This window comes from Burkholderia sp. 4M9327F10, assembly GCF_005503145.1.
GTDB lineage: Bacteria > Pseudomonadota > Gammaproteobacteria > Burkholderiales > Burkholderiaceae > Paraburkholderia.
In genome coordinates this window covers 276,163-290,100 of the sequence record NZ_SCNV01000002.1, presented here as the reverse complement: position 1 = coordinate 290,100, position 13,938 = coordinate 276,163, and the positions used below count along the sequence as shown (strand labels likewise).

The 13,938-nt window shown below is 60.2% G+C and carries 10 protein-coding genes; 7 read left to right on the top strand and 3 right to left on the bottom strand.

Going from position 1 to position 13,938, the window contains the following annotated elements; genetic code table 11:
- Window positions 1-8: 8 nt before the first annotated feature.
- Window positions 9-2,336, bottom strand: a complete 2,328-nt coding sequence (locus FFS45_RS03710; RefSeq protein WP_137953344.1) for an FdhF/YdeP family oxidoreductase — start codon at window positions 2,334-2,336, stop codon at window positions 9-11.
- Between the two features lie 199 nt (window positions 2,337-2,535).
- On the opposite strand from FFS45_RS03710, the gene FFS45_RS03705 reads away from it, so the two are divergent.
- Window positions 2,536-3,960 carry a PLP-dependent aminotransferase family protein gene (locus tag FFS45_RS03705; RefSeq protein WP_137953343.1) on the top strand — a complete coding sequence of 475 codons (1,425 nt, stop codon included), beginning with the start codon at window positions 2,536-2,538 and terminating at the stop codon, window positions 3,958-3,960.
- 62 nt (window positions 3,961-4,022) lie between these two features.
- Here the strand turns inward: FFS45_RS03705 and FFS45_RS03700 are convergent, their stop codons facing one another.
- Together FFS45_RS03700 and FFS45_RS03695 are read right to left on the bottom strand one after the other, a co-directional pair.
- Window positions 4,023-4,943 (bottom strand): bestrophin family ion channel, encoded by a 921-nt coding sequence (locus tag FFS45_RS03700; protein ID WP_137953342.1) that lies wholly within the window; start codon window positions 4,941-4,943, stop codon window positions 4,023-4,025.
- A gap of 490 nt (window positions 4,944-5,433) precedes the next feature.
- The gene (locus FFS45_RS03695) at window positions 5,434-6,357 is read right to left on the bottom strand and encodes a LysR family transcriptional regulator (protein ID WP_171029558.1); all 924 of its coding nucleotides are present in this window, start codon (window positions 6,355-6,357) and stop codon (window positions 5,434-5,436) included.
- Between the two features lie 261 nt (window positions 6,358-6,618).
- On the opposite strand from FFS45_RS03695, the gene FFS45_RS03690 reads away from it, so the two are divergent.
- The 6 genes from FFS45_RS03690 to FFS45_RS03655 all read left to right on the top strand — a co-directional run bounded on the left by FFS45_RS03690 (window position 6,619) and on the right by FFS45_RS03655 (window position 13,869).
- Window positions 6,619-7,890: an aconitase/3-isopropylmalate dehydratase large subunit family protein gene (locus FFS45_RS03690; protein ID WP_137953340.1), complete on the top strand. Its 1,272-nt coding sequence runs from the start codon at window positions 6,619-6,621 to the stop codon at window positions 7,888-7,890.
- 4 nt (window positions 7,891-7,894) lie between these two features.
- Window positions 7,895-8,395: an alpha-IPM isomerase gene (locus FFS45_RS03685; protein WP_137953339.1), complete on the top strand. Its 501-nt coding sequence runs from the start codon at window positions 7,895-7,897 to the stop codon at window positions 8,393-8,395.
- A gap of 25 nt (window positions 8,396-8,420) precedes the next feature.
- Window positions 8,421-9,101, top strand: coding sequence for an RraA family protein (locus tag FFS45_RS03680; RefSeq protein ID WP_137953338.1), 681 nt, complete (start codon window positions 8,421-8,423; stop codon window positions 9,099-9,101).
- A 29-nt stretch (window positions 9,102-9,130) separates the two neighbouring features.
- The gene (locus FFS45_RS03675; RefSeq protein ID WP_137953459.1) at window positions 9,131-10,336 is read left to right on the top strand and encodes a pyridoxal phosphate-dependent aminotransferase; all 1,206 of its coding nucleotides are present in this window, start codon (window positions 9,131-9,133) and stop codon (window positions 10,334-10,336) included.
- 201 nt (window positions 10,337-10,537) lie between these two features.
- Entirely contained in the window at window positions 10,538-11,863 is a 1,326-nt protein-coding gene (locus FFS45_RS03670) for a cation:dicarboxylase symporter family transporter (protein WP_137953337.1), read from the top strand.
- Window positions 11,864-12,699: 836 nt separating this feature from the next.
- A complete protein-coding gene (locus FFS45_RS03655; RefSeq protein WP_137953334.1) occupies window positions 12,700-13,869 on the top strand; it encodes a branched-chain amino acid ABC transporter substrate-binding protein in 1,170 nt (389 codons plus the stop codon).
- The last annotated feature ends 69 nt before the right edge of the window (window positions 13,870-13,938 follow it).

Sequence of the window (13,938 nt, the reverse complement as noted above, 5' to 3'; positions counted from 1 at the left end):
ATGGGAAATCAGAAAGCAGGCTCCACGGCCGGCTCGCATGAGCGATGCAGCAATACGGGAATCGATTTCGAAGTCGGCGTGTTGCAGACGTCGCCCACACTGGAAAGCGGCACGAGCGGGTTGGTCTCCGGGTAGTACGCGCCGATGCAGCCGCGCGGAATGTCGTATTCGACGAGGCGGAAGTGATCCGCGCGGCGCTCGACGTTGTCGTCCCAGACGGTGGTCATGTCCACCCAGTCGCCGTTCCTGAAACCGAGCATGGCAATGTCCGCCGGGTTGATGAAGATGACGCGCCGCTGGCCGAACACACCGCGATAGCGGTCGTCGAGCGCATAGATGGTGGTGTTGTACTGGTCGTGCGAGCGCGTCGTCATGAGTGTCATGAGGCGCTCGCCATGGAGCGCTTTTGCGCGGGCGATCGGCGTGTCCTGCTGGACGGCGTGCACGATGAAATTCGCCTTGCCGGTCGAGGTCTGCCAGTCGCGCTCGCGCGAAGCCACGCGCAGATGGAAACCGCCGGGGTGCTGGATGCGTTCGTTGTAGCGCTCGAAACCGTCGAGCACCTGCTCAATGGCGTCGCGAATCTTCGCGTAGTCGCCGGCGTAGGCGAGCCAGTCCGCTTTTTCGTCCCCGAGCGTCGCGTGGGCGATGTTCGCGACGATGGCCGTTTCGGACATCAGGTTCGGCGAGGCGGGCTTGTTCATGCCGTACGAGATGTGCACCATGCTCATGGAGTCTTCCACCGTGACGCCCTGTGCGACACCGTTCTGCGTGTCGATCTCGGTGCGGCCGAGCGTCGGCAGGATCAGTGCGTCAACACCGTGGACGAGATGGCTGCGGTTCAGCTTGGTCGTGATGTGAACGGTCAGGTTGCAGGAGCGCAGGCCGTCGAAAGTGCGTAGCGTGTCGGGCGTTGCCATGGCGAAGTTGCCGCCGAGACCCATGAACACTTTCACCTTGCCTTCGATCATGTGCTCGACCGTTTCGACGACATCGAGGCCGTGCTCGCGCGGCGGCTCGAAGTTGAAGACCTTGCCGAGCCGGTCGAGAAACGCCTTGCTGGGTTTTTCCTCGATGCCCACAGTGCGGTTACCCTGAACGTTCGAGTGTCCGCGCACGGGGCACAGGCCGGCGCCTTCGCGGCCGATGTTGCCGCGCATCATGAGAAGGTTCGAGAGCATGTGAACCGTCTGCACCGAATGCTTGTGCTGCGTAATGCCCATGCCCCACGTGGCGATCACGCGCTTGCCATTCACGTAGATGCGGGCGAGTCCCTCGATGTCTTCGCGGGCGACGCCGGACTCCGCTTCCAGGCGCGGCCAGCTTTCGTCGCGCAGGTCCTGCGCGAACGCTTCGAAACCCAGCGTGTGCTGCTCGATGAAGTCGAGGTCGAGCAGGCGTTCCGTGCCGTTTTCGAGCGCCTTGTCGTCAAGCTCGATGAGGTGTTTGGCAACGCCTTTGATCAGCGCGAAGTCGCCGCCGAGCTTCGGTTGAATGAAAGTGGAGGCGATCTTCGTGCTGCTGAACGTGAGCATTTCCACCGGGTGCTGCGGGCTCGCAAAGCGTTCGAGACCGCGTTCGCGCAGCGGGTTCACCGAAACGATGGTGGCGCCGCGGCGCGATGCTTCGCGCAGTTCGCCCAGCATGCGTGGGTGATTCGTCGCCGGGTTCTGGCCGAAGATGATGATCGTGTCGGCGTGCTCGAAGTCGTCGAGCGTCACCGTTCCCTTGCCGATGCCTACCGTTGTCGGCAGGCCGCGGCTCGTGGCCTCGTGGCACATGTTCGAGCAGTCGGGGAAATTGTTCGTCCCATACATGCGCACGAACAACTGGTAGAGAAATGCCGCTTCGTTGCTGGCCCGCCCCGAGGTGTAGAACGCGGCTTCGTCGGGCGAGTCGATCTGGTTCAGGTGCCTTGCGATAAGCGCAAAAGCGTCGTCCCATGCGATGGGGCGATAGCGGTCCGTGACGGCGTCGTACACCATCGGGTCGGTCAGCCGGCCGTGCTGCTCGAGCTCATAGTCGGTTTGCTTCATCAGCGATTCGACGGTGTGCTCTTCGAAGAACGACGGCGTGACGCGCTTGGTCGTGGCTTCGGCCGCTACGGCCTTCACACCGTTCTCACAGAATTCAAACGTCGAAGCGTGCTGCCGGTCGGGCCACGCGCAGCCCGGGCAGTCGAAACCGTCCGGCTGGTTCTGTTTGAATAGCGTGCGATAACCACCCCCGGCAACACGCTCCTTGATCAGATTGATGGCGACGTATTTCAGCGCGCCCCAACCGGCGGCCGGGTGGTGATACGCCTCGATTTTGCCCTTTGGTTTTGCCTTGTCCATGACCCTGACTCCGTTGACTTCACGCTGGCGAACATCCGCATTCGGCGAGTGCTGCGCAGTGCATTTGACAAGCGAAAGGGTAGAAGCAAAGGACTGGTGTCAAAGCACACAGAATATGGAGACTTTCTAGAGTACAGTTCTAACCGGCGTCCTTAGATGACATTTGAAGTACTGCGTCCGTGCTCAGGAGAAGCAAACAGTGAAGCGTTATGAAAAGCTCGCAGAGGACATCGAAACTCTCATCCACCAAGGCGTCTACCGGCCGGGCGATCGTATTCCCTCGGTGCGGCAGGCGAGTCAGCAGCACCGCATTAGCATTACAACTGTAATACGCGCTTATCTGCTGCTGGAAAGCCGCGGCATACTGGAGAGCCGTCCTCAATCCGGCTATTTCGTCAGCGTGCGCGCAACCGGGGGCCACGACGTTACCAACGAGCTGCGCTCGTCACGGCCGATCGCCGTGTCGGCGTCTGTCGACGTGAGCCGTCTCGTGCTCTCCACGCTGCGTTCGATCAGCGTGGACGACGCCGTTCCGCTCGGCTCGCCTTATCCCGACCCGGTGCTCTTCCCGCTCGAGAAGCTCAACCGCTATGCGTCCGCGGCGGGGCGCAACAAATCGCTGCGGGGCGTGGTGAATGGCCTGCCGCCGGGCAATCCGAGCCTCATCCGGCAGATCGCGCGGCGCTACCTCGAGAACGGCATGGCGATCGATCCGAACGAGATCATCGTGACCGTGGGCGCGACGGAGGCGATCAATCTCTGTTTGCAGGCCGTTGCCAAACCGGGCGACGTGATTGCCGTCGAATCGCCCACGTTCTACGCGATGCTCCATGCCATTGAGCGTTCAGGCATGAAGGTGATCGAGGTGGCGACGCATCCGGAGTACGGCATCGAGATCGACGAACTGGCGAAGATCATAGGGGAGCAGACAGTCTCGGCCTGCATGGTGATGCCGAATTTCCAGAATCCGTTGGGCTTTCACATGCCTGACGAACGCAAGCGTGCGCTCGTCGAGCTGCTCAACGGCGCGGACATTCCCATCATTGAAAATGGTGTGTACAACGAACTCTACTTCGGTGAATCGCACCCGAGCACCTTGAGATCGTATGACAAAAAGGGCATGGTGCTGCATTGCAGTTCGTTTTCGAAAAGCCTCACGGCCGAGAACCGCATAGGCTGGGCATTGCCCGGCCGCTATCGCGACGAAGTCGAAAAGCTGAAGTTCCTCAATACGCTGACCACGCCCGTGATTCCGCAACTGGCGATAGCGGAATTTCTCGAGCGTGACGGTTACGAACATCATTTGAGGCGCCTGCGTAAGTACTATGCACAGCAGGCGAATCTGATGAGGGCGTGGGTCATGCGTTTTTTCCCGGCAGGCACGCGGATATCGAGCCCGGCGGGTGGATACGTGCTGTGGGTCGAGCTGCCGCAAAAGGTCGATTCGATGAAGCTCTATCAGCTCGCACTGGAGAACGGCATCACAATCGGGCCGGGCTACATGTTCTCGATCACGGACAACTACCGGAACTTCATTCGGCTCAACTACAGCACACCGTGGTCGAGCGAAATCGAGCAAGCGGTCATGACCGTGGGCCAGCTCGCGAAAGCCTGTGCCCGTTGACGCCGGCATGCGGGCACTGGACGCCCGCGGGCCGGACACAGCCGGCCCACACGGTTAGCGCCTCAGCTCAGCTCGTAGTGCGGATTGGGCTGCAAAGCCGGTGGCATGGGCTTGCCGCACAGTTCGAAGAGCGAGCGTTCGATGTTGCGAGTCATGGCATCGAGCGCGAGGCTGTTCGGCGAGCAGTTGAAGGGCTCCGAGATCTGGCTGGCGATCGCTTCGAGCGCCAGCAGCGTGTACGACACAAATACGCAGATGAGCGGCGTGGCAAAGCCGATCGAATCGATCAGTCCAAACGGCAGCAGACTGCAGTACGCATAGACGGTGCGATGAAGCAGTACCCCATAGGCGAACGGAATGGGCGTGGCATGTATGCGTTCGCAGGCGCCTGCCGAGGCGCCGAGTTCGTCGAGCTGTTTGTCCATCATCCACAACTGCGTATCGGAAAGCACGGCGGTACGGTTGAGCATCGCGAGGCGGCGGCGTGCCTCGTCGAGCAGCAGGATCGGAGTGAAAACCCGATTGCGGTAGATCGACGCCATGCCTTCGCCGAGCAGTCTCGTCAGGTCGGCGGAGGAATCCGAGCCGCGCAACTGATGCTTGAGCGCGTAGGAGAATGCAGTCAGCAGCCGCACAAACGAGAAGTGGTCGAACTGCAAGGTATTGGCCGGCACGTACTGGCTGACCTGGGAAGTGATCGCGCGTGCCGCGATCAGCACGTTTCCCCAATGCCGGCGCGCTTCCCAGTACCGCTCGTAGCTCGCGTTGTTGCGAAACGCGAGAAAAATCGTCAGCGCGACGCCACACAGCGTAAAGGGCGTCGTATTGAGCGGGATCTTTTCGCCGAACAGGCGCCCATGCGTGTACATGGCGAGCATGCTGACGAGCGCCATGAACACCAGTTGCGGAATAATCGACTTGAGCACGGATCCGTGCCACACGAACAGCATGCGAAACCAGTTGAGTGCGGGGCGGACAATCATGACGTGGGCACCATAGGGAGAGTTTGGCCGGGTTGCCACGTCAGATTACGTGCGATCCGATGGGCGCCACCGGTACACTTGCGTTGCTGCGCAGGGGGTACAGTTTGCGCTGCCTTGTCGTGTGCCTGCACGCTGCTCCGGCGCGGGGTCTTCCGCGTGAAAAGGCGGTGCGTGCGTCGCTATGCCGCACGGTGCGCCGCGGCTTTCACTTCACAGGAAATGCCCGATGATCACGACGAAGCCGCTGCAGACAATGGAAAACCCCATTGTCTTACGGGCGAGAAAGCACACGTACCGGGACGTCGTGTAATGTGCACGCCGACCGTTGGTTTTGAATGACATCAAACACTCCGGGGGATATCGACTACTCGGTTGCGAAACCAGGCGAGATTGCGAGCAGGATAGGGGATGGCTTCCCCGGGTGTTCTGTTCATTCCATGAAAAAAAAGCGAAGAAGCACCGGGCTCGCCGCCCAGCCGCTGTTCCCGTCTCACGCGGGCCGTGAAACTGGCTGAGGATGGAAATCCTGTCTGGAGAAATCGCAGAGTTGCTGGGCGAGGTCCGCCACGCGCGAGTACAACGGCAGTGGCCCCTCGTTGCGGTAGACCGCGTAATAACGAACCGTCGGCAAAACCGGCGTCGATTGCAGCACGACGAGTTGTCCCCGCTCGACGAAGTCCGCGAAATAGGCTGCGGGCAGGTAGCTGATTCCGACTCCTGCGACAGTCAACGAGCAGAGCGAAATCAGACTGTTGCCCGCAAAGGCACGCCGGATTGACAGGTTGTTCGATTCGAACCAGCGCTCGTAGATTGCGTCGATGCCGGACGTACCCGCCTGCATCAGGATGGGCCACGCAGCAATCTCCTCGAGCGACAGCGTACGTGTGTCTCCGACCACGGACGGGCTTGCCATCCACGCAAGCTGGAGTTTCCGCAGCGGTACTGAAGTGAAACGCGATGTCCTGATAGCGGTTGGCGCGATGATGAAGTCGATCTCGCCGGCCAGCAGCCGCGAGGCCAGCTTTGTGCTGACATCGATCTCGGGTTCGAACGAAAGCGCCGGATAGGCGAGGCGTACCTCGCTGATCAGCCGCGGCAGGAACGTCAGTGCGATCAGTTCCGTGATGCCGATCCTGAATCGCCTCACTTCCTCGATCTGTTTGCCCATCCGCTCCAGCAGCCGGTCGCGGGATTGCAGCATTTCCTCCGCGGTATCGAGCAGGTCGCGTCCTTTGGAGGTCAGACGCGGCGTGCGGTGACTGCGGTCGAACAGCGCTGTCGAGAAAAATACCTCGAGCTCGTTGATCCGCTTTGATATTGCCGACTGGGTCGTATGAAGGCGATCGGCCGCAGCGGCAAATGTGCCAAGCCGGGCCACCCAGAACACTGCTTCGAGTTGTTTGAGGGTGATCACGGAGGCTGGGGGAGGACGTTCGTCTGGGGAAGGGGGCCGGCACGTAGGGCCGGAGCGGGTAGACATCAGTATCGATGGCACAGCGCGTTCTGGCAAGCGGCGGCGCGGCACAAAGCGGTGTTCCGGCCGGCCGATACATGAATTTTTTTCAAGGTTCGTGATGCGATTTACTCCGCGTTTGCGGTGAGCGTCTTTGCCATACTGTGTCCGGGGCGCATGCGATATCGCGCCGGTTCAGGGTCTATCGACGGGAACGAAGCGATGTCAGGGAAGACGATTTCCGAAAAGATACTGTCGTCGAAATCTGGGCGCGATGTGCGGGCGGGCGATTTCGTCGTCTGCCACGTCGACTACGCGCTGGGTACGGACGGCTCGGTTCCGATGGCGATCGACTATTTTGTGGCGATGGGCGGCGGCCAGTTGCACTCACCGGACCGGATGCTGTTTGCGATGGATCACTATGCGCCGGCGCCAAGCCCGAAAGCAGCCTTGCTGCAGGCCGGCATCAGGCGCTTCGCTCATCAGCAGGGCGTCCGGCTGTTCGACGTCGGCGAGGGTATTGGTCATCAACTGGTCGTAGAAAAGGGCTTTGCAGCGCCGGGCCGGCTTCTGGTTGGTGCTGACAGCCACTCGGTGACCTACGGCGCGGCAAACTGCTTCGCGACCGGTGTCGGCTCGTCTGATCTCGCCGGTGTGATGAAAACCGGCAAGGCCTGGTTCAAGGTGCCTGCCTCGATCCGCGTCAGACTGCATGGCCGCTTCAAGCAAGGCGTCTATCCAAAGGATCTCGCGCTACATCTCGTGCAACGGCTTGGCACGGGGGGCGCAAACTACGAGGCGCTCGAATTCGAAGGTGATGGTGTGCAGAGCCTCGATTTCGAAGATCGGCTGGTGATCGCGAACATGTCGGTCGAAGCTGGCGCCAAGAATGCCATTTTCCCGTTCGACGACGCATGCCGGCACTATCTCGCGCGGCGCGGCGCCGCTCTGTCCGGCGCAGTCAGCGCTGATCCGGACGCCGTTTACTCCCGCACGCTGGACGTCGACCTCGCGGAACTGGTTCCGTTCGTTGCAGTGCCGCATGCGGTCTGCGACACCGTGCCAGTCAGCGCGCTTACCGCAACCCCCGTACAGATGGTGTTTCTCGGCACCTGTACCGGCGGGCGGGCAAAGGACTTCCGCGAAGCACTCGAGGTGTTCCGTCAGTTCGGGCGGCCGGCGCCTGGCGTTCAACTGGTCGTGACGCCGGCGTCGCGCGATGTGCTGCTCGAACTGGTCCGTGACGGTGAGCTTGCCGAACTGATCGCACTGGGTGCGGTAATCGTAGCCCCGGGCTGTGGCGCATGCTGTGGCACCAGCGGTGCGATTCCGGAAGACAACGCGAATGTGATTTTAACTGCGAACCGCAATTTCAAAGGCCGCATGGGCAATCCGAGCGCCAACATCTATCTTGCGTCGCCCGCAGTGTGCGCGGCGAGCGCGATCGCCGGGCGCATTGCAAGTCCCGGCATGCTCGACGTCGTGGGGAGGTAACCGGATGACGACGTTAATCAGTGGTACTGCTCGACGCTTCGGCGACGACATCAATACCGACTACATCATCTCGTCACGGCGCAAGCGGGAGTCACTCGACCCCGCGGTGCTGAAGACGTATCTGTTTGAGGCAATCGCGCCGCATTTTGCCGCCTCGGTGCGCCCCGGGCATATCGTGGTGGCCGGGCGGAATTTCGGCTGCGGTTCGGCGATGGAGGTCGCGGTCACGGCGATCGCCGGTGCCGGTATTCGGATTGTGATTGCCGAAAGCTTTGCCCGCACCTGGTTTCGCAACGCGGTGAACAACGGACTGTACCCGATTGAGTGCGATACCCGGGGGATTCCCGAGGGGGCCGCACTCCGTATCGACCTCGGCGAGCAGATCACCGTCCATTGCGACGGCATCGAAATGCCGCTGCGAGCGGCGCCGATTGCGTCTGAAATGCTTGCCATCCTGGATGCCGGCGGGCTTGTGCCGTACCTGCTGAAGCATCCGACATTCTGATCCAATCTTCATCTCAGGGAGACCCATGAGCCAGCCCGCCCATCTTGGATTCCGCATCCTGCCGATGCCCGCGCCGATTCAGGCCGCCACCGTCGACGCATTCATGAGCGTCGTCACACCGCACATCAGCGACAACATGCACCGCCTGTGCGGCGTCATCGGGCTGCAGCGCTATCACCGCGAGAAGAAACTCGTGGGCCGCGCGATCACCGTCAAGGTGCGCTCCGGCGACAACCTGATGATCCACAAGGCAATCGACCTCGCCGAGCCCGGCGACGTGATCGTCGTGGACGGCGGGGGTGACCTTACGCAGGCGCTGGTAGGCGAACTGATGCAACTGCATGCGCAGGTGCGCGGTGTCGCGGGCTTCGTGATCGACGGCGCAGTGCGCGACGTTGCCGCATTTCTTGCCGCCGACTTTCCGTGCTTCGCACGCGGTAACACGCATCGCGGACCGTTCAAGGAGGGGCCGGGCGAGATCAATGTGCCGGTCGCGATCGGGGGTCTGGTGATCGAGGCCGGCGACCTGATCGTTGGCGACGAGGACGGCCTGGTCGCGGTGCCGGCGAGCCGGCTCGACGATGTGCTGCAGGCTGCCCGTGCGCAGGCACTGCGCGAACAGCAGCGCAAGGAAGCAATTCTCGCCGGCAAGGACAGGCGCGAATGGATCGACGCGACTCTGAAAGACAAAGGTGTCATTGCGTAAGCACGGAGAACAGGTAAAAAATGAGTGACATGAATCTGATTGCAGCGCGCCTTAACCGCATCAAGCCCTCGCCAAGCTCGACAGCAACTGCGCGCGTGAAGGAACTGCGTGCGGCCGGGCGCGAAATCATCGGGCTGACTGTCGGGGAGCCAGACTTCGATACGCCGCCGCATATCGTGGAGGCCGCGTATGAGGCAATGAAGACGGGTCGTACACGCTATACGGTGGTCGACGGCACACCGGAACTCAAGCGCGCGGTCCGCGAGAAATTCGAGCGCGAAAACGGCCTTGTCTACGCGCAGGACGAAGTGAGTGTGGCCAACGGCGGCAAGCAGATCATCTTCAACGCGCTGACCTGCACGGTGGAAGATGGCGACGAAGTTATCGTGCCTGCACCGTACTGGGTGTCGTACCCGGATATGGTGTTGCTCAACGGTGGATATCCGGTGATTGTCGAATGTGACGTCGATAGCGGATACAGGATGACACCGGCCCAACTCGAAGCGGCGATCACGCCGCGCACGAAATGGCTGGTTCTTAATTCCCCGTGCAATCCGACCGGCGCGACCTATAGTGAGAGCGAACTGGTCGCACTCGGCGAAGTGCTGGGTCGCCACCCGCACGTCTGGATATTGACCGACGATGTCTACGAACACCTGATTTACGACGGCATGCAGTTTGCGAGCTTCGCGCACTGCAATCCGCACTTGCGCGAACGCACGCTGACCGTCAACGGCGTATCGAAAGCGTACGCGATGACTGGCTGGAGAATCGGTTTTGCCGGTGGCCCGCGGACGCTGATCAAGGCAATGGCCAAGCTGCAGTCGCAGAGCACGAGCAACCCATCCGCCATCAGTCAGGCCGCCGCGCTGGCCGCGCTCACAGGCCCGAAGGATTTCCTGATTGGCTGGCGTGAGCAGTTCCAGCGACGGCGCGATCTCGTGGTGGACAGCATCAATGCGATTGATGGGCTCTATTGTCCGCGTCCGAGCGGCGCATTTTACGTCTACCCGTCGTGCGCGGGAATCATGGGCCGGCGTGCGAAAGGCGGGGCAGTGATCCGCAACGACACCGATCTCGTGATGCATCTGCTGGAAACGCAGGATGTGGGAGTCATCCAGGGGGCTGCGTTTGGTCTGTCGCCCGCGTTCCGGATTTCGTTTGCGACGTCGTACGAGCAGCTTCAGGAAGGGTGTCGACGAATTGCTGCTGCATGTGCAGCGCTGGAATCGTAAGCGGCCTGACGCGCTCCCAGGAGCGGGTGTTGTGAGGCAACCGGAGTTGCCGTGGTGTTCATACGGGGATGAATTCCACGGTTGCGCCCACCCGCGAATGACGTAGTACCCACGCGTATCCCGGCTGCGTCTGGGCAGTACACAAAAATAACTTTCGAATCACATGCTTGGGTTCCAATACCTGGCTAAAAGGAGACTTTCATGGATACGGCTTCCGATAACCTGCCGTCGTCGCATACCCGTCAGCGTCGCCGCATCAGTCTGGCGTCGCAGATCGCACTTGCTCTTGCCGTTGGCATCATTGTCGGAGTCGTGCTGAATCACTTCCCGCAGGCGAAGGACGCTGCCATTACGGGATTCCTGCAGCCCGCGGGCGATATCTTCATCAAGCTGATCCGGATGATCGTCGTACCCATCGTATTTACGAGTATGGTGACCGGAATTTCAGGTGTGGGCGACAGTAAATCCTTTGGCCGGATCGGCCTGAAGACCATCGTCTACTTCGAGATTGTCACAACGATTGCGATCGTGCTTGGCCTCATCATCGCCAACGTCCTGCACCCCGGCGTGGGGACCGACATGTCTCAACTGACGCAGACGGATGTGTCGCATCTCAGACAGGTCTCCCAGCAGGCCCCGCATCATGCCGGATTCGCCTCGCTCGTGCTGGGAATCATTCCGGACAACATCGTGGCGTCGATGGCAAAGGGCGATATGCTCCCCGTTATCTTTTTCTCGGTGATGTTTGGACTCGGTCTTCAGTCCGTGCCGGAGGAATTTCGCAAGCCGGTGCTCGTTACGCTGAAAGGCATAGCCGATGCGATGTTCAAGGTAACGGGGATGGTGATGCGCTACGCGCCGGTCGGCGTGTTTGGGTTGATTGCCGTCACAGTGGCCACCTTTGGCTTTGGTTCGCTGTTGCCGTTGCTCAAACTTGTTGCTGTAACGTACTTTGCGATTGCCGTATTTATATTCGTAGTGCTTGGCATTACGGCACGCCTGTTCGGTTTCCGGATCTTCACGCTGCTGCGGATTATCAAAAACGAACTGATCATCGCATTTTCGAGCGCCAGTTCGGCAACCGTATTGCCGCAGCTCATGAAGAAGATGGAAGACTACGGCGCGCCGGAGAGCATTACAACGTTTGTCGTACCTACCGGTTACACGTTCAACCTCGATGGAGCATCAATTTATCTCGGCATTGGTGCATTGTTCATTGCACAGCTGTATGGCATACATCTCGGGTGGCAAGAGCAGATTGTGCTGGTTCTGACGATGGTTTTCACGTCGAAAGGGGTAGCGGCCGTACCGGGATTCATGCTCGTCACCATGCTTGCCACGTTGGCGAGTGCCGGGCTGCCCATCGAAGGACTCGCTTTTATCGCCGGCGTAGACCGTGTTCTGGACATGGGGCGGACTGCGCTCAACGTCATTGGCAATGCGCTGGCGCCGCTGGTTATCGCCAGATGGGAGGGCCGGTACGACGCCGCAAAGGGCGCTGCGTATCTGGAATCGCTCGATGCATGAAGTGGGACGACGCGCGCCTGAACTGAGGACGGCGACGCTAGCGGGCTGTCCAGCCGCCGTCAATGACGAGATTCGCTCCTGCCATGAACGCCGAATCGTCGCTTGCCAGAAACGCTGTGGCGGATGAGATATCTTCCTGCCTGCCTAACCTGCGCAGCACGGTGGAGGCCTCGAACGTCCTGCGTAGGCCCGGGGGGCGTCCCTGCCGGCGAACACATCTTCGAGCAACTGGGTCGCCACCGGACCGGTGCAGAGACAGTTCACGCGAATCCCTTGCGGCCCGTGATCGATAGCCATCGCCTTGCTCAACACCGCAACGCACCTGCTTTCCACGCGTGTTGCCGAATTGAGTGGGGTGACTGAATCGTAGTACCCGTCGAACAGACGAATCTTTCGCAAAAAATGCATAAAAATCGCAACGAAAGAAGAGCGTTGATCGGCTCAGAATCATTACATTTCTTTCCATAAACGACACCGGCTTCGGCGGTTGCTCCGTCCGGCGCGGAAGACTTGCCTTTCCCTCTATTCCGCACTGGGCGGCCGTTTTGGCTGAAAACGCCGGAAACCTGAGGTTGCTGCCAGTGCACTCTTTTGCGTGCGAAGCATGGCGATTTGAATGTGATTTGTAATAATTTGACGCTTTCAGTCCCTAGGGATACTCGGGAGAATCCTTAATTTTGACTCATTGACATATGACGTCTCACCTAATACTTTGACGTCTGGAGCAGGTTGAGTTTCGACGGCCGGCTTTGGTCTGATGTTTTCCCGGAATGGGCGCCTTCGGTCATCGCTGGCGGCCCGGCATCAATCTAACTTTGGAAGCCTGAGGTTTCACCATGAAACGTTCACTCGCCTGTTCACGTGTTACCCGTTCCCTGATTCTCTCCGGAGGTCTGCTCCTTAATGCGGCCGCGCACGCAGCAGACGTGACCATCGGCTTCGCCGCGCCCTTGACGGGGGGCTCGGCTCATTACGGGGTCGATTTGAAGCGAGGTGTCGAGTTGGCGTTGGACGACGCGAACGCCAAAAACCTGAAAATCGGCAACCAGACGGTTCATTTCGTTCTCGACGCAGAAGACGACCAGGGCGACCCGCGCATGGGCTCCCAGGTCGCGCAGAAGATGGTCGATGCGAACGTCGCAGGCGTTGTCGGCCACTTCAATTCCGGCACGAGCATCCCCGCATCCCGGATTTACAACACTGCGGGCATCCCCATGGTGTCGCCGACGGCGACCAATCCCACTCTGACCGCGCAGGGCTTCAACAATGTCTTCAGGGTCGTGAATTCGGACGCGCAGATGGGGAAACTCGCGGGCCAATCGGCCGTGCAATCACTGAAGGGTAAAAGCATCGCCGTCATCGACGACCGCACGGCTTTCGGCCAAGGGATGGCAGATGAGTTTTCCAAAGGCGTTGAAGCAGCCGGCGGAAAGGTGGTCGACCGTGAATTCACGACAGACAAGGCGGTCGATTCCAAGGCTCAGCTTACGAAAATCAAGTCGTTCAATCCCGATGTAATTTTCTGGGGCGGGCTCGACCAGCAAGCAGGACTGTTGGCAAAGCAGATGCGGCAACTGGGTATCCAGGCGGTCATGCTCGGTGGCGGCAGCTTCGAGAACGAAACGTTCCTCAGCGTCGCGGGCGCCAGCGCCGAAGGCGCCGTGTCCTGGGACTATGGAATCCCGCTGTCGAGAATGAAGACTGGCCGCGAGTTCGACGAGAAGATGAAGAAGAAGTACAACGAAGGTGTGGTTGCCTATTCGCCGGCCGCCTACGATGCAACGTGGGTGCTTATCAACGCCATGCTTAAGGCGAACTCGACGGATCCGAAGGTCTATGGACCGGTGATCAAGTCCGTGTCTTTCGAAGGCGTATCTGGAAGCATTGCGTTCCTGCCTAACGGAGACATGAAAGAGCCGACTGCAACGTTCTACAAGGTTATAGACGGCAAGTGGGTGCCTCAGGCAATTGCTGTCGGCGACAAGGTGGACCCTATCACCAGGTAACGGAGCCAGTCTGGTTTATCGGGTTGGAGGCGTCGCGGATCGGTTATTCGCGACGCCAGACACAATTTC